A 16,600-nucleotide genomic window follows, 5' to 3' on the forward strand; every position below is an offset into this window, starting at 1 on the left:
CAGTCGGCAGATCGCCTACCCTATCCGTCAGCAACATGCCATCCATCTTGTCAGGAGAAAGCCATGTCCACCAATGAAGTCCGCCCGCCGGCCCCCCCGTTCACCCTCGAAACCGCAATCGAAAAGGTTCGCCTTGCCGAAGACGGCTGGAACAGCCGCAACCCGGAAAAGGTTGCGCTGGCCTATACGCCGGACAGCGCGTGGCGCAACCGCGCCGAGTTCGTCAACGGCCGCGCAGCCATCATCGAGTTCCTGACCCGCAAGTGGAACAAGGAACTGGAGTACCGCCTGATCAAGGAATTGTGGGCGTTCGAAGGCAACCGCATCGCCGTGCGCTTTGCCTATGAGTGGCGCGACGACGCCAACAACTGGTACCGCTCGTTCGGCAACGAGAACTGGGAGTTCGACGAGCAAGGGGTGATGCAGCGCCGCTTTGCCTGCATCAACGACATGCCGATCAAGGAGTCCGAGCGCAAGTTTTTCTGGCCGCTTGGCCGTCGTCCCGACGATCACCCGGGCCTGTCCTCATTCGGGTTCTGATCCGGGCGCTGCGGCAACAAGGAGCGGGCTCCGGTGGCGACATGCTGCCGGAGCCTGCTTTGCATTGGGCGGACGAGCCGCTCCGGGCACTGTCGGCGCAAAAAAAACGACACAGCCCGCAGACTGCGTCGCGCGTGCGCGAAGGCTATGCCGCCCTGGCTGTCTTCTTCGCCGGGCGCGCCGCGCCCTCGATATGGCCAAGTACCCGCTTGCCCGATTCCACGATGGCCGGGCCGTGCGTCATCTGGTACCGCACGATCATGCCCTCGATGCACAGCATAGCGTCCGCCGCGACGGTCGCGGCATCTTCCAGGCCAATGCGTCGGGCCAGCGTCTCGATATAGGTCTCCAGCGATTTCTTGTGCGCCACGGCTTGCTGCAAATGCGTGGCGTCGCCCGTCGAACCGGCCTCGGCGACCATGTTGATAAACGCGCAGCCGCGGAAGTCCGCCTGCGCGAACCACACGCCAAGCGCGTCGGCGATGACCGCCAGGCCGGGCCGCTCGGCAAACCGCGCCTCCACTTCCTCGGTGAACCACTGCATCCAGAAGTCGTGCCGCCGCTCAAGGAAGGCCGTAATCAGGTCATTCTTGGAAGCGAAGTGCCGGTAGAGCGACATCTTGGCCACCTCCGACTCCGCAATGATCTTGTCGATCCCGGTCGCACGAAATCCGTCCTGGTAGAACAGGCGCGCCGCGGTCTCAAGGATCCGGTCACGTGCAGAAGCCTGTGCCATGCCGACCACCTTTTGCTCAAGTTGATGACTGGAGTATTGCAGACAGACCTGTCTCTGTAAAGGTGGAGCCGCTGCTGGGAGAATGTCCTGCAGACAGACCTGTCCTATAAATTGACGCACCGCATGTGACCGATGTGCGGACGCGCGCAAGCCACGCCACCGCGCCGACCGCCCCCTTCAGTCCGTCTCCCGCTTGCCCGCGCCAAGCTGCCGGTACCGGTTGTAATGACGAATGGCACGTTGCGTGTCCCCCAGCTCGTCATGCAGCCGCGCGGCGTTATAGTGGGCGTCGGCAAAATCCGGCGCCAGGCTGATGCTCTCGTGGTAGTTTGCGAGCGCCTCGCGATAGGCGCCGGCATCTTCCATGGCCACCGCGAGGTTGTAGTAGACCAGGGGCGCATCCGGAAAACGCGCCAGCGCCTGCCGGTACAGCTCGATCGCCTCCGCGAAGCGCGACTGGTCGCACAGCAGGCAACCCAGGTTCAGCCAGGCGTCAAGCAGGCCGGGATCCTCGGTGAGCGCCCGGCCGTACGCCGATTCGGCCGCCGCCGGATCGGCCGGCTCCAGCTCCAGCGCCATCTCGAACAGTTCGGTACCACTGAAGCTGCCAGAGGCATCATGCCCTGCCCGCCGCGCAAACTCGACCACGGTGCCGGGCCTGCCTTCCGGCTCGAAATCGATGATGCGCTGCCCGGTATCGACCTGCCAGGCACCGTACTCGTCCCTGACCGCAACTGCGCCACCGACGGCCCGCACGCGCATGCCCGTCGCAGGGCGCCCCGCGCCCATGGTATCGAGTCGCTGCAATGCGCGCACGATGTGGCGCGTGGGCACATGCGACGCCCTCAGTGACTGCGCGGTACGCAGCAACAGCACGTCCTGGAAGGCGAATTGCAGCTGACCGCGCGCACCCCGGCGCGGCGCGATCACGCCCGCGGAGACCAGGGCATTGACCACCGAGCGCGGAACGCCAAGCAGGGCCTGCACGTCGCGCAGCGTGTAGAACTCCATTGCCGGCTATTTCCTGGCCGCCCGCTTCGGCAGCGTCGTCACGGTTTCCACGCGCTTTGCGCTCTTGCGTGGCGCGGGCTCGCGCGCAGTCTTGGTGGCCGCAGGCCGCTTCTTCGCGGTGCTGAGGCTGTTGCGCAGCGCTTCCATCAGGTCGATCACCTCGCCGCCGGCGGACTCCGGCGCTTCCGCCGCGACGGTGATCTTCTTGCCGGCGATCTTCTTGTCGATCTGCTCCAGGATGCGCTGCTTCTCGTCGTCGGTATAGGCCGAGGGGTCATAGCCCTCCACCGTGTTCTGTCCGATCAGCTGCTCGGCAAGTGCCAGTTCCGCGGGCAGCACGTCGGTGTGCTCGACATGCAGGTCTGCCATCGAGCGCACCTCGTCGGCGTACAGCAGTTGCTGCAGGATCAGGCCATCGTCGCCAACGCGGATCTGGACCATGTACTGCTTGCCCTTCCACACCCACTTGGCCAGCGCACAGGTGTCGGTCTTGCGCATCGCTTCAGAGAGCAGGGTGTAAGGCTTGGCGCCCCGCTTGTCGGGCCCGAGGTAGTAGGCCTTGTCATAGTAGATCGGATCGACGGCCTTGACCGGCATGAAGGCGATGATGTCGATGGTGTGCTGTGCCGCATCTTCCAGCGCCTTCAGCTCTTCCGCCGTGAAGGTGACGTAGCGGTCCTTCTCGAACTCATACCCTTTGACCATGTCCGTGCGGTCGACGACCACGTCCTCGCGCTGGCAGATGTACTGCTGGCGCAGGCGCGAGCCACAGTCCTTGTGCAGCAGGTTGAAGGTGACGGACGATTTGCTTTCGGTAGCCGAGTAGACCTTGACCGGTATCGAGACCAGGCCAAAGCTGACGGACAGGGAGGCGATGGAGCGTGCGGCCATGGGGGGCTCCCGCGAAACAGGGTTCCTGAAAGGCTATACCGTGAGCGTGATGTCGGCAAAGGTGCCCGCTGGCAGTGGCGCCGACGGCACGAGTCAGGGTAGCATGCCGCCTTCGGCCCGGCACGTCGCGGGTACATCGCCATACAGGGCCATCAGCGCGCTGGCGATGGCATTGGTCCAACCGAATCCATCCTGCAGCGGATATTCGCCGCCGCGCCCGCCTTTGGCATGCGCCTCGCACGCTTCGATGCGGTACTTCTCCACCAGCTTGCATTCGTGGGTGTAGAGGCTGGCCACCGTGGCCAGCCAGCGCTGCGCGATCTCGCGCGCCAGCGTGTCATGGCCGTAGCGCGCCAGGCCGCGCACGGCCAGCCATTGCAGCGGCGCCCAGCCGTTGGGGTTGTCCCACTGCTGCCCGGATGAGAGTTCGGTAGTCGCCAGGCCGCCCTGGTCCAGCAGCCGCGCAGAAATCGCCTGCGCCACGGCCTGCGCCTGCGCAGGTGTTGCCAGGCCAAGGTAGAGCGGCATCACCGTCGCCGCGGTCAGGCAGCGGCGCGGCTCGCCGCGGCACCAGTCATAGTCGACGAAGGCGCCTGCTGCGTCGTCCCACATGGTCTGCATGATGGCCGCCTTGCGCTGCTGCGCGGCGGCGCGATAGTCCTCCGCATCCGCGTCGCCGGCCTGCCCGGCGAGTTCGGCAAGGCGCGTCTCCAGGTGCCACAGCAAGGCGTTCAGGTCCACCGGCAACATGGCCGTGGTGTGGATGGTCGCGAGGCTCGCGGGCTGCGCGGCGGCGGGCGTGTCGAGCCAGCGCGAGCTGAAGTCCCAGCCTGATTCCGCGGCGGCGCGCAGGTCGCGGAACACCGCATGGTGCGGCCGGCCGCTGCACAGCGCGGTCTGCATGTCTTCCAGGAAGGCTTCCTCGCGCGGGCAGCAGCGGTCGTCCCAGTAGCGGTTGAGCACCACGCCGTCGGGCAGGCGGATCACGCGCCGGTGCGCATGCCCGGGCCGAAGCGCATGCGCGCCATCCATCCAGAATGCATACTCGCGCCGCAGCTCCGGCAGGAAGTCGATGGCGCGGGCGACCTGCTCGCGCTCCAGCAGGTCGACCATCAGCACGAACACCGGCGGTTGCGAGCGGCTCAGGTAGTAGTTGCGCGTGCCGTTGGGCACCAGCCCGTAGTTGTCGATCAGGTAGGCAAAGTTCTGCACCATCTCCAGCAGCAGGCCGCCGCGGCCGCTGCCCGCCAGCCCCAGCATCGTGAAGTACGAATCCCAGTAGTACAGCTCGCCGAAACGCCCGCCCGGGACCACGTAGCGGTGCGGCAGCGGCAACAGCGACGAGCGCGGCGGGTGCTCCACCGGCTCGCGCGTCAGCACCGGCCACAGCCCGTCGATATGTTCGCGCAGCGTGCAGGCGGGATCGGAGACATAGTGGCTGTCCGGCACGATGGCGCGGGTGAAATGCGCCTGCACGAAATCGGCCAGCAGGAAGCCCGGCGAGTTGCGCTGTTCGCGGTAGCGCGCCAGGATCAACTCGGGATCGCAGTTGGGGATGCAGTCCGGGAAGGTCTTACTGTCGGCAAACAGGCCGCTGTGCTGCACGTCAACGAAGAGTTCGCCATAGCGCGACGCCGGTGACAGCGCATCGGCCTGCGCGCAGCTTGGCAGCACATGCGGCGCGGGGCATTCGCGGTGCGTGACCAGCGGCGGGCTGGCCACCGCGTGGACCTTGGCGGGCGCGGCGGACGGCCCCGCGACTGCGCCGGCGCCATCCGGCGTGGCCGGGTCCGTGCGCGGCACCGTGTAGCCGCCCGCGGCGGAGATCGTGCCGGGCGCGGGGGTGGGGTCACTGTTCCGCATAGTTCCACTGCAGGCCGCCATCGACCAGCATGGTGTCGATGGCGCCTGCCGCGGCCAGCGCCTGCTCCATCATGCGCGCGATATCGGCCACGCAGCTGGCGCCGCCGGTGACGAATGCCGTCCTGCCTGTCAGCTTCATGGGGGCGTCTCCGTGCATGAGCGCGCGGCGGGGGCGTCGCGGGCCTATGACCATTAGGAGCCGTGGCCGGCCGGGAAGTTCTCCGGCAGCCGCTATCCGCGCGGCGATGCGCGATCCGTCTTGTGGCGAGTACGAGGCTTCAGGCACTGCGAATGCCAGTGAGTCAGGCAGGCAGCCGGCAAACCCTCCGTGACCGCGCCGGCAATGTCGAGGACGGCCGGCGCTACTGGCTCAGCATGTCAGTGTAGTTCTGAGCCGCACGCTGCAACGCCCGGCGGCGCTGAGCCGGCGGGGTGAGCCGGCGGGTTGGGCCGATGACGCGAGCAGCCCGGTGCCGCAGCTCACACCTCCTTCTCGCCGTGCCGCACCGCCAGCGCCAGCGCCGCCTCCTGCGCGCCGAGCTGCATGAAGATCCACGCCGATGCGCAGGTGATCAGCCCCATGCAGATGAAGGTGGCGTGGAACGCCGGCAGCACCGCCGCCGCCTCGCCGCCGAAACGGTGCTGGAAGGTCGCGAGCAGCGCCCCCGCAGAGGTCACCGCCAGGCTCATCGACAGCATCTGCACCATCGACAGCATGCTGTTGCCGCTGCTCGCGCCCGCGCCGCTCAGGTCCTTCAGCGTGACCGTGTTCATCGCCGTGAACTGGATCGAATTGACCATGCCGAACATCGCCAGCAACGGGATCAGCAGCCACAGCGGCAGTTGCGGCGTGATCAGCGCGAACGCCGCCATCACCACCCCGACCGCAAAGGTATTGGTCACCAGCACGCGGCGATAGCCGTAGCGCTGGATCAGCCGCGTGGCGAGCCGCTTGGAGGCCATGCCGGCGGCAGTGACGGGCAGCATCATCAGGCCGGCGTCGAAGGGCGAATACCCCAGGCTCACCTGCAGCGTCAGCGGGATCAGGAACGGCATCGAGCCGTTGCCGATGCGCGCGAACAGGCTGCCCAGCAGCCCGACGCTGAAGCTGTGGATGCGAAACAGCCGCAGCGGAAACAGCGGCTGCTTGCGGCGGTTGGCGTGCAGCCCGTAGGCGGTCAGCGCGGCCATGCTGGCGATCAGCAGCATCAGCACGGTGGCGTGCTGGAAGCCGAGCCCGGCCAGCCCGTCGAGCGAGAACGACAGCGCCAGCATGGCGACCGCCAGCAGCAGGTAGCCCGCGATATCGAAGGGGCCGATGCCCGCCAGCCGCGCATTGGGCATATAGTGCACCGTGGCCAGCGCCCCCAGCACGCCGACCGGCACGTTGATCAGGAAGATCCAGTGCCACGACAGCGCCTGCGTCAGCCAGCCGCCCAGCGTCGGCCCGATCAGCGGTCCGATCATGCCGGGGATGGCGACAAAGCTCAGCGCCTGCAGGTACTGGTCGCGCGGGAAGGTGCGCAGCACCGACAACCGCCCCACCGGCAGCAGCATCGCCCCGCCCACGCCCTGCACCACACGAGCGCCCACCAGGAAGTTCAGCGTCGGCGCATACGCGCACAGCAGCGAGCCGGCCACGAACAGCGCGATCGCGGTCTGGAAGATGGTGCGGGTGCCAAAGCGGTCGGCCAGCCAGCCCGAGGCCGGGATGATCACCGCCATGGTCAGCGAGTAGGCGATCACCACCGACTGCATCCGCAGCGGGCTTTCGCCCAGGCTGCGCGCCATCGACGGCAGCGCGGTGTTGACGATGGTCGAATCCAGCGTCTGCATGAAGAAGCCGACCGCCACCACCCACAGCATGATGCGGCGGGTGCGGTCGTCGGGCGGTGGCGTGGTCATGTTTGCAGGCTCCGGTCCGGCCGGGCCCCGGCATCCCGGTGCGCGCCGGCCAAAGCCAACACCTTAAAGGGCAATCGCTGAGCAGGCAAATCCATGCGTCGGCACTCGCAGCGCTGCTGGTGGCGCCGCCCTAATCGATACGCTGGCGCTGGTCGCGGCTGAAGTAAGCAAGCCGGTGCAGCCGCCATGGTGCCTGCGCACTGTCGCGGCAATAGCCATAGCGGAAGATGTCTTCCACCGCGGGCAGGTCATAGCGCAAGTCGGTGAACCAGACGCAGGCGGCGGTTCCACCAATTGGCAGGGACGGCATGGCCGTTATGGCGGACAAGGCCGGATAGACCGCAAATTGCCTGAAATCCGCAAAGTCAGGCCGCAGCCAGAGCTGCGATGCCAGGGCCCGCTCGTCCGGCGCCTCCGGCAGCCGCGACCGCGCCATCCAGACCATGCGCCCGGGCGCCACATAGGCCCTGGCCATGGCAGGCAGGCGCCCCAGCGCCTGCCATGGCGGTATCCACGCCGGATGCCCGGCCAGGTTGACGTGGGCGACGCGGTAATCCATGTCCGCGCGGGCGATCAGTTTCCAGTTGAACGGGGAAAACGGCTGGGGCAGCGCGTCTACCCCCTGCGCCTGGAAGCCGGCGGCGCGCAAGGATTCGTTGCCCAGTTCCAGCGCCCGTTGCTTGAGCACAGCCTGGACGCCGACATAGGCGCAGAGCAGCGCCATGCCCGCCAGTGCGCCCCGGCTGCGCCACTGCGGCGCCAGGAACAGTGCCAGGGCCAGGCCGGATACGACGATGCCGCTCAGCAGCGGATCGACCAGGAAGCTGGTGCCAAGGCTGAAGCGCCGTTCGGAGCCGGGATAGAAGATGCGGGTGCCATAGACCGTGATCAGGTCCAGCGCGATATGGCTGGCCACGCCGAGGCAACTGACGGCCAACGCCTCTCGCCAGGCGTCGCGCCGGCGCGCCACCAGGCAGAACAGGCCGGCAAGCAACGCTCCCCAGGCGGGAAGCAGCAGCAGCGAATGGGTCGGCCCCTGGTGCCACTGCGCCAGGAAGCGCAGCGGATGGACCAGGAAGCCCAGGAAATCCAGATCCGGAAAGGCCCCGGCGACAGCGCCCAGCAGCAGGCGCTCGCGTGTGCTTAGCCGCTGGCCCGGGACCTCGGCCGTGGGGATGGCGAGCGCGGCCTGCGCCCCCATCAAGGCATGGGTGATCGTGTCCATCCGGACCGGGCCGGTCCCTTGTCGACTGGGCGGCGCAAGGCGAGGCGCTCGGCGCAGCGCAGTTGCCGTTCGAGCCAGGCTTGCGTGCGGCCGGCATCCGGCGAACTGTCGCGCAGCCAGAAGCCGAAGGTGGAGAGAAAGATGCCGGTCAGCAAGACCTCTTCCATCTCACGGCGCCAGCCGGATTCGGGCAGGCGGGCGGATTCCCGGATCCACTGCACGGTGCTGCTGATATGCAGCAGGCCCTGTACTTGCAGATGCAGGTGCTCCGGCTGCAGCTTGTAGCGCAGCATCTGGGCGGTGAGCTGCCGGTGCGGGGCCAGGACTTCGAGCCAGGCGAGAATGGCCTGTTCCAGGCGCTCGCGGCAGGACAGGGCGGCCCAGCCTTCGCGCGCGGAGATGCGCACGAGCGCACGATCGGCCCGTTCGAACCAGGCCTCGGCCAGGTCGTCCTTCGTCCGGTAGTGCCGATGGATCTCATCCAGGCCGATTCCCATGTCGTCGGCGATGTCGTAAAGGTGCAGCGCGTCCCAGCCGCTGCGCTCGCCGAGCATCAGGGCGACCTCCAGGATCCGGCCGGCCAGGGCTGCATCGTCGTTCATGGCTTTGCCATCCTCGGGAATGCGTCTGCGCTCTCCCTTCCAGCATAGAAAGGCAGCGCGGGCGCGAGCGCCGATTTCTGCGCCAGGTGCACGATGCCGCATCTTCGAATCGGTGTGCAGTGCGGGGCCTGCCGGCTTGTGCCCGGCTCGGCACCTGCCTCGACAATTTCCACACGCAGCCTATCTTAAGGGTGTCAGTCCAGGCGCCATCCGGACAGGCCGCCGTGCCAGCCAGCACCGGCGGCGGCCACCGTTTCGCGTGGACAGAGGCCATAAGCGCATGAAAGAGGATTCCTCCCCGAGGCAGAACTACGAGGATGCCCTGCTCGGCATCGTGAGGGAGATGTCTTCGGCAATGCGCCCGCCAGCCGAGGGCGAGGTAGCGGTTTCGCTGGACAGCACCCTCGAAGGCGAACTGGGTTTCGACAGCCTGACGCGTGCCGAGCTGCTGACCCGCCTCGAGCAGCGCTTCGGCGTCAGCCTGCCGGAGCAGGTGCTGGCCCAGGCCGACACCCCGCGCGCCCTGCTGCGTGCCTTGCTCGCCGCCAAGGACCTGCCGCCAGAAGCGAGCGGCGCACACCTGCGGCAAGCCCGCCCTGCCCCGGCGGCACAGGCGCCCGAGGGCGCCGCCACCTTGCCGGACGTGCTGCGCTGGCACTTGCGCAGCCACCCGGACCGCACCCACATCATCCTGCAGGACGGCGACGGCGAAGACACGCAGATCAGCTTTGCGCAGCTGCACCGCCGCGCCGCGGCCATCGCCGCCGGGCTGGTGTCCCGCGGCGTGCGGGCGGGCACGGCAGTGGCCATCATGCTGCCCACCAGCCCCGGGTACTTCTACAGTTTCTGCGGCGTGCTGCTGGCGGGCGGGATTCCGGTACCGCTCTACCCGCCGGCGCGGCTGGCGCAGATCGGCGACCACCTGCAGCGCCACGCCGGCATCCTGGCCAACGCGCAGGCGCCGATCCTGATCACGGTGGCCCAGGCGCGGCCGCTGGCCGCCCTGCTCAAGGCCAGCACGGGAACGCTGCAAGGCGTGCTCACGCCGGAGGAGCTGGAGGACGGCGCCGGCGCCCCGGTCCATGCGATGCTGCGCACGCACGACATCGCCCTGCTGCAATACACCTCGGGCAGCACCGGCTCGCCCAAGGGGGTCGTGCTCAGCCATGCCAACCTGCTGACCAACCTTCGCGCCATGGGCAAGACCCTGGCCGTCGGCTCGCAGGACGTCTTTGTCAGCTGGCTGCCGCTCTATCACGACATGGGCCTGATCGGCGCCTGGCTGGGCAGCCTGTACTACGCGTACCCGCTGGTGGTGATGTCGCCGCTTGCCTTCCTGGCGCGGCCCGAGCGCTGGCTCTGGGCGATACACAAGTACCGTGGCACGCTCTCGGGCGGGCCCAACTTTGCCTACGAGCTGTGCCTGCGCAAGCTGGCCAACGCCGATCTGGCCGGGCTGGACCTTTCCAGCTGGCGCTTCGCCTTCAATGGCGCGGAGCCGGTGAGCCTGCAGACCATGCGCGCCTTCATGGAGCGCTTTGCCCGCTACGGTTTGCGCCCGCAGGCCGCGGCGCCGGTGTACGGGCTGGCGGAGGCTTCGCTGGGCCTGACCTTTCCGCCGCTGGGCCGCGGACTGGCGTCCGACCGCATCGACCGTGCCGAATTCACGCGCACTTCCGTGGCAGTGCCCGCCGGCGAACGCGAGATCCCTGGCGAGCGCGAGACCCTGGAATTCCCGTCCTGTGGCCGGCCGCTGGACGGCCACGAAGTCCGCATCGTCGACGCCACCGGGCGCGAACTGGCCGAGCGGCATGAGGGATTGCTGCAGTTCCGCGGCCCTTCGGCCACCACCGGCTATTTCCGCAATCCCGTGCAGACCCGCCAGTTGTTCGACCGCGGCTGGCTGAACACAGGGGACTATGCCTATATCGCCGCCGATGAGGTCTTTATCACCGGGCGCGCCAAGGAGACCATCGTGCGCGGCGGCCGCAATATCTATCCCTACGAGCTGGAGCAGGCCGTCGGCGCCATCCCGGGCATACGCAAGGGCTGCGTGGCCGTGTTCGGCAGTCCCGATCCGGATAGCGGCACCGAACGCATCGTGGTGATGGCGGAAACCTCCGAGAAGGATGTGCAGGCGCGCCGCGCGCTGCACCGGCAGGCGCTGAAGACCGCCCTCGACGTGCTGGGCATGCCGCCCGACCATATCGCCCTGGTGCCACCGCACACCATCCTGAAGACGTCGAGCGGCAAGATCCGGCGCGCCGCCTGCCGCGAGCGCTTCGAGCACGGACGCCCCGGCCGCGGCGTGGAAGCGCCCTGGCTGCAGATCGCGCGCTTTGGCTGGCGGGCGCTGTGGCCGGAGCTGCGGCGTGGCCGGCAGACCGCCGTGGGCCTGTCATATGCCCTCTACACCTGGATCCTGTTCGCAACGCTGGCGCCGGTGACCTGGCTGGCATCGGTTGCGCTGCACCGGCCGACACTGGGCTGGGCGCTCAGCCACCACGCCGCCCGGCTTTTTCTCAGGCTGGGCGCGGTACCCTGGTTCGTGCAAGGGATTGAGCACCTGCCGCGCGACCGGCCCTGCATCCTGGTCTCGAATCACGCCAGCTACCTGGACGGCATCGTGCTGGTGGCGGCGCTGCCCACGCCGGTATGCATGGTCGCCAAGCGCGAACTGCAGGGCCAGCGCATCCCCGGCGCCTACCTGGCCAGCATCGGCGCCGACTTCATCGACCGCTTCGACAACGTGCGCGAGCACGAGGACGTGGAGCGCGTGGTGGCCACGGTGCGTGCCGGGCATTCGGCGCTGTTCTTCCCCGAAGGCACCTTCGGGCGGGCGCCGGGGCTGCAGGCCTTCCGCTCGGGCGCTTTCCTGGCGGCCGCGCGGGCCGGCGCGCCGGTGGTGCCCATCGCCATCCGCGGCACCCGCTCGGTGCTGCGCGACGGCCAGTGGCTGCCGCGCCGGGGGCCGATCGGCGTGGTCATCGGCAGCCCGCTCTGGCCGGACGGCGAAGACTGGCCGGCCGCCATGCGCCTGCGCAATACCGCCCGCGCCGAGATCCTGCATTACTGCGGCGAACCGGATGCCCGGCGCATGACGCACCGCGATGCGAGGCGGGCCTAGTGTCCCGCGCCGCGAGGAACTCGCCATGACATCTGCTGACGAAGCAGGAAACTAGCGGCATGGATACCTTTGCCACCGCGCCGATGTGGGTCGGCTTCCTGATCCTGGTGCTGGGAACGCTGGTCGTGGACGTGTTCGTCCTTGGCGGCCGGCACGCGCACCGCGTTTCGACACGTGAGGCCCTGGGCTGGACCCTGGCCTGGTCGACCCTGGCCGTGCTCTTCGGCATCGCACTCTGGTGGCTGCTGGCCGAGAGCGCCGGACGCGAGGCCGCGAATCGCAAGGTGCTGGAGTTCTATACCGGCTACCTGATCGAGCTGTCGCTGTCGGTCGACAATATGTTCGTGTTCGCGATGATCTTCGGCTATTTCGCGGTGCCGCCGGAGTTGCAGCGCAGGGTGTTGCTGTTCGGCGTGGTCGGCGCGATCGTGATGCGCGCTGTCATGATCCTGCTCGGCGTGTGGCTGATCAGCGAATTCTCGTGGATCCTCTATGTGTTCGGCGTGTTCCTGCTGTTCACCGGCATCAAGATGCTGTTCGTCTCCAGGCGTGCCCCGGATCTCTCGCGCAATCCCATCGTTCGCTTCTTGGGCGCGCATATGCGAATCACCCCGGACTATCACGGCGAGCGTTTCTTCGTGCGCCTGGACGGCCTGCGCTACGCGACGCCGATGTTCCTGGTGGTGCTGCTGGTCGAGGCGACCGACCTGGTGTTCGCCGTCGACAGTATCCCGGCCATCTTCGCCGTCACGACCGACCCCTTCATCGTTTTTACTTCGAACATCTTCGCGATCATGGGGCTGCGGGCGCTGTACTTCCTGCTGGCCAACATGGCGCAGCATTTCCACTACCTGAAGTACGGCCTGGCAATCGTGCTTGCCTTTATCGGCGCGAAGATGCTGGCTGAGCCGTGGTTCCATGTGCCGGTGCACTGGTCTCTCGGCGCCGTCGCCGCGACGTTGCTGGTGTCCGTCCTGATCAGCCGGGTCAGGGCCAGGCACGCACTTGCGCACGCGGGGGACGAACTGGGTGGCCACTGCGCATCGCGCGAGCGCAGGGCCGGGAACCGGCGCACATGAGGAGCAATTGCCATGAACAAGATCCTGCTTGCGACCGACGGATCGGCCTATAGCGATGCGGCTGCCCGCTACCTGGTAGAAAGTCCGCTGCTCACCCGCGATTTCGTCGTGCACGTGGTGCACTGCGAACCGGATGTGCCCGGCGATATCAAGACCTTCATCGACCGGGCCACCCTCGACGCCTGGCATCGCGAACAGAACGACAAGGCGATGCAGTCGGTGGCCAGCATCCTGGGCGCAGCCGGTATCCCGTTCGAGCGCCATGGCTTCACCGGCTTCGCGCCGACCCGCATCGTCGAGTATGCGGGCAGCATCGGCGCCAACCTGATCGTGATGGGTTCGCATGGCCGCGGCGGCTTTCTCGATGCCATCGTCGGCTCGGTAGCCAGGCGAGTCCTTGCCCATGCGCACTGCCCGGTGCTGCTGGTCAAGAATTAGTGCAGCGCGGCTCAGAGGGCGGCGCGCAGGCCCACAAAGAAGCGCCGCCCGGGCGCGGGTTCGAAATACCGCCCGTTGGCCTCGTTGACGATCACCGAGCCGATGTAGCGCCGGTCGGTGATGTTGTCGATGCGGCCGAAGACATAGAGCCGCGTCGGCCCGATGCGGAATTCATAGCCCGCGCGTAGGTTGAACACGGCGTAGCCGGGCGCGGCCTGCGTGTTGAGGTCGTCGGCATAGACGCGGCTGTCGACACGCATCTCGGCGCCCAGCGTCAGCGGGGCCAGCGGCCGCCATGACAGGTCTGCGCTCAGGCTGTGGCGCGCGGTGCCAGGCAGGCGGTTGCCGGCAGCCACGGTCTGGCCCTGCGCGTTGAAAAAGCTGTCGCCGAAGTAGGCGTCGAGCCAGGTATAGGCGAGGCCCGCCTCGATGCGGCTGCCGCCGCCCTGCCCCGGTGTCCCCACCTGCCCGAGAAAGCCGCCGCGCCAGCCCAGTTCGAAGCCGCGCCGGTGCACGCCGCTGACGTTCTGGTAGACGGTGCGGCCGGCATTGTTCGATAGCGGCACCACTTCGTCATGGCTGTCGGCATCGAACAGCGCCGCCTCCAGTCGCTGCCCCGCCGCCTGCCACTTGATGCCGATCTCGCCCTGGCGGCTGGTCGATGCCTGCAGGCCGAGGTTGCTGCCGACACCGCCGGGACCGTACGCGACCTCGGTCAGCGTCGGCGTTTCGAAACCGCGCCCGAGGTTGGCGTAGATATTGAGCGAGTCCAGCGCGTGCCACACCAGTCCTAGCACCGGGCTGACATTGCTGTAGGTTGAACTGCCGCTGTCGTCGGGACTGGCCGCGGTGATGAAATGATCGTCGATGCCCAGCCGCACCCGGCTGGCGCGCACGCCACCCACCAGTTGCCACGCCGGATGGAAGGTCCAGTCGAATTGCGCGAAGGCGCCGAGGTCGGTCGCGGTATCGGTTTCATCGCGGCGCAACGGGCCCTGCGTGCCGTCCTGGTTGACGTAGCCGTTGCGGCCGTCGCGCATGCCGTTGGCTTCCAGGCCCGCGCTCCACAGCAGCGGCAGGCCGTTGGCGGTGGTGCGCCGGCTCCATGACAGCGCTGCGCCGCCGTAGGTGCGGTCGAGGTCGACGATGCCGCCGGCCGAGTTTGGCGCGGCGCCGCTGAAGCCCAGCCGCTGGTACAGGTTGCGCGTGCCGCCGTAGAGGCGCGCGGACAGGCTGTCGGTCCCGGTGAGCTGGTGGTCCACCACCACGCCGGCCTGGGCCTGCTCGACGTTCTTGCCGGTGTCGAACTGGGTCGCGGCGGGCACCGCCTGGCGCGGGTTGGCATCGGCCTGCGCGCGCGTCAGGCCGAGCGGGTCCTGCGCCAGCGGCTGGTTGAAGTAGTTGAACTGTCCCGTCACGCGCGTGCCGCTGGCGGGCTGCGCCACGACCTTGGCATTGAGCTGGTACCGGCGCGCCGCGCTGTGGTCGCGGTAGCCGTCGGTCTGGTAAGTCCAGGCATCGAGCGTGCCGCCGAGCCGCTCGTTGCCGCCGGCCAGCGCCACGCCGGCCTGCCACTGGCCATCCGAGCCGAAGCCGGTCGACACGCGGCCGGTGAAGCCATCCTTGGGAGGATCCGGCGTGAACACCTGCACCACGCCACCCGAGGCGTTGCCGTACATCTGCGCGAACGGACCGCGCAGCACCTCCACCCGGCTGGCGTTGGCGAGATCCGCCGTGGAAGCCTGGCCCTGCCCGTCGGGCATGGTGGCGGGAATGCCATCGACATACAGCCGCACGCCGCGCACGCCAAAGGTCGAACGCGTGCCGAAGCCGCGCACCGCCAGTTGCAGGTCCTGCGAGTAGTTCTGCCGGTCGCGCACCGCCACACCTGGCACGCCGGCCAGCACCTCGGACAGGTTGACCAGCGGCGTGGCGCTGCGCAGCGGATCGACCGGCACGCTGTCGACCGCGGCCGGCGCATCGAACCGGCGCTGTTCGCTGCGGGTGGCGCTGACCACCACATCGGGCAGGGTCTCGGCGGTGGCAACGGCCGCTTCCGTACCAGGCGCATCCGCGGCATGCGCGCCCGCGCCGGCCAGCGCCAGCACGGCGAGCGCCAGCGCATGCCGGGCAGGGCTCGGGATAAGGAGACGGTAGTGCTGCCTGACCGCCAAACGCTGCGTGCCGGCTGGTCTCATGGGTGGGGAAGCGGTTGTGAAGCTGGCGCAGCACGTGAGCACCTCTGGGGCGCCGGCCACAGGTGGATGTGTCGCAACTTTAACGTGTCCGAACCGTCATTACCACGTGCGGCATTGCGGGGAAAACCCGCGGGCGGAGCGATGCCATCACCAGGCTGGGCGATATTCAAAAAAATTCAATGACTGGTTGCAGGAATGTCCACGCAACCGCCCTCTCCGCTCCCTACACTGCATTCACCACCCGCCGCAACCGCACCAATCCATCACGCAGTTGCAGCATCACGGTATTCAGATTTCCGAAACTATCAGGGACCCGACACCATGACCACCACCGAACTCACCCGCGTCGCCATCGTCTACCACAGCGGCTATGGCCATACCGCCAGGCAAGCCCAGGCCGTCTCACGCGGCGCCGGCAGCGTCGCAGGCGCCGAAAGCCTGCTGATCCCGGTGGAAGACATCGACCAGCACTGGGACACGCTGGAACAGGTCGACGCCATCATCTTCGGCGCACCGACCTACATGGGCAGTGCCTCGGCGCAGTTCAAGGGATTCATGGACGCCACCTCGCGCAATGTCTTTGCCAAGGGCGGCAAGTGGGCCAACAAGGTGGCAGCGGGTTTCACCAACGCGGCCTCGCGTTCGGGCGACAAGCTGGCCACGCTGCAGCAGATGGCGATCTTCGCCGCGCAGCACGGCATGCACTGGGTCAACCTGGGCCTGCCCCCGGGCCACAACAACTCCAAGTCGACCGAAGACACGCTGAACCGCCACGGCTTCTTCCTGGGCGCTGCCGCGCAATCCAACGCGGATGAAAGCGCCGACGTGGTGCCGCCGCTGGCCGACCTGCGCACCGCCGAACACCTCGGCGCACGCGTGGCGGAAGTCGCGCAGCAACTAGCCGTAGGCCGCCGCGCGCTGGCGACGCTGAAGCAAGCCGCCTGATCCCCGGCAGCGTTGTTTCACGCGATCGGCCCCCTGGGGG

The 16,600-nt window shown here is 68.0% G+C and carries 14 protein-coding genes; 5 read left to right on the forward strand and 9 right to left on the reverse strand.

Going from position 1 to position 16,600, the window contains the following annotated elements:
• Positions 1–63: 63 nt before the first annotated feature.
• Positions 64–540 (forward strand): nuclear transport factor 2 family protein, encoded by a 477-nt coding sequence (locus AC10V3_RS32020; RefSeq protein WP_022539420.1) that lies wholly within the window; start codon positions 64–66, stop codon positions 538–540.
• A 145-nt stretch (positions 541–685) separates the two neighbouring features.
• On the opposite strand, the gene AC10V3_RS32025 is transcribed toward AC10V3_RS32020, so the two are convergent.
• The 8 genes from AC10V3_RS32025 to AC10V3_RS32060 form a co-directional block, all read right to left on the reverse strand.
• Entirely contained in the window at positions 686–1,276 is a 591-nt protein-coding gene (locus AC10V3_RS32025) for a TetR/AcrR family transcriptional regulator (RefSeq protein WP_022539421.1), read from the reverse strand.
• A gap of 177 nt (positions 1,277–1,453) precedes the next feature.
• Positions 1,454–2,287, reverse strand: coding sequence for a tetratricopeptide repeat protein (locus AC10V3_RS32030; protein ID WP_022539422.1), 834 nt, complete (start codon positions 2,285–2,287; stop codon positions 1,454–1,456).
• Between the two features lie 6 nt (positions 2,288–2,293).
• Positions 2,294–3,178: a non-homologous end joining protein Ku gene (ku, locus tag AC10V3_RS32035; RefSeq protein ID WP_022539423.1), complete on the reverse strand. Its 885-nt coding sequence runs from the start codon at positions 3,176–3,178 to the stop codon at positions 2,294–2,296.
• Between the two features lie 93 nt (positions 3,179–3,271).
• Positions 3,272–5,041: an alpha,alpha-trehalase TreF gene (gene treF / locus AC10V3_RS32040; protein WP_022539424.1), complete on the reverse strand. Its 1,770-nt coding sequence runs from the start codon at positions 5,039–5,041 to the stop codon at positions 3,272–3,274.
• Positions 5,028–5,180 (reverse strand): hypothetical protein, encoded by a 153-nt coding sequence (locus AC10V3_RS32045; protein ID WP_022539425.1) that lies wholly within the window; start codon positions 5,178–5,180, stop codon positions 5,028–5,030. The genes treF and AC10V3_RS32045 overlap by 14 nt, the downstream gene beginning before the upstream one ends.
• Before the next feature lie 341 nt (positions 5,181–5,521).
• A complete protein-coding gene (gene mdtD / locus AC10V3_RS32050; RefSeq protein ID WP_490923931.1) occupies positions 5,522–6,946 on the reverse strand; it encodes a multidrug transporter subunit MdtD in 1,425 nt (474 codons plus the stop codon).
• Between the two features lie 130 nt (positions 6,947–7,076).
• Entirely contained in the window at positions 7,077–8,171 is a 1,095-nt protein-coding gene (locus tag AC10V3_RS32055) for a metal-dependent hydrolase (RefSeq protein WP_022539427.1), read from the reverse strand.
• Positions 8,147–8,773: a TetR/AcrR family transcriptional regulator gene (locus tag AC10V3_RS32060; protein WP_022539428.1), complete on the reverse strand. Its 627-nt coding sequence runs from the start codon at positions 8,771–8,773 to the stop codon at positions 8,147–8,149. The genes AC10V3_RS32055 and AC10V3_RS32060 overlap by 25 nt, the downstream gene beginning before the upstream one ends.
• A 280-nt stretch (positions 8,774–9,053) precedes the next feature.
• On the opposite strand from AC10V3_RS32060, the gene AC10V3_RS32065 reads away from it, so the two are divergent.
• The 3 genes from AC10V3_RS32065 to AC10V3_RS32075 are packed head-to-tail and all read left to right on the forward strand — an operon-like array spanning position 9,054 to position 13,417.
• Positions 9,054–11,900, forward strand: coding sequence for an AMP-binding protein (locus AC10V3_RS32065; RefSeq protein ID WP_022539429.1), 2,847 nt, complete (start codon positions 9,054–9,056; stop codon positions 11,898–11,900).
• Between the two features lie 59 nt (positions 11,901–11,959).
• Positions 11,960–12,979, forward strand: a complete 1,020-nt coding sequence (locus tag AC10V3_RS32070) for a TerC family protein (protein ID WP_022539430.1) — start codon at positions 11,960–11,962, stop codon at positions 12,977–12,979.
• 12 nt (positions 12,980–12,991) lie between these two features.
• Positions 12,992–13,417 (forward strand): universal stress protein, encoded by a 426-nt coding sequence (locus AC10V3_RS32075; RefSeq protein ID WP_022539431.1) that lies wholly within the window; start codon positions 12,992–12,994, stop codon positions 13,415–13,417.
• 11 nt (positions 13,418–13,428) lie between these two features.
• On the opposite strand, the gene AC10V3_RS32080 is transcribed toward AC10V3_RS32075, so the two are convergent.
• Positions 13,429–15,615, reverse strand: a complete 2,187-nt coding sequence (locus tag AC10V3_RS32080) for a TonB-dependent receptor family protein (RefSeq protein WP_041681841.1) — start codon at positions 15,613–15,615, stop codon at positions 13,429–13,431.
• 321 nt (positions 15,616–15,936) lie between these two features.
• On the opposite strand from AC10V3_RS32080, the gene AC10V3_RS32085 reads away from it, so the two are divergent.
• Entirely contained in the window at positions 15,937–16,560 is a 624-nt protein-coding gene (locus tag AC10V3_RS32085) for a flavodoxin family protein (RefSeq protein ID WP_022539433.1), read from the forward strand.
• Positions 16,561–16,600: the final 40 nt, after the last annotated feature.

It is taken from the genome of Cupriavidus sp. PB-02, assembly GCF_058252315.1.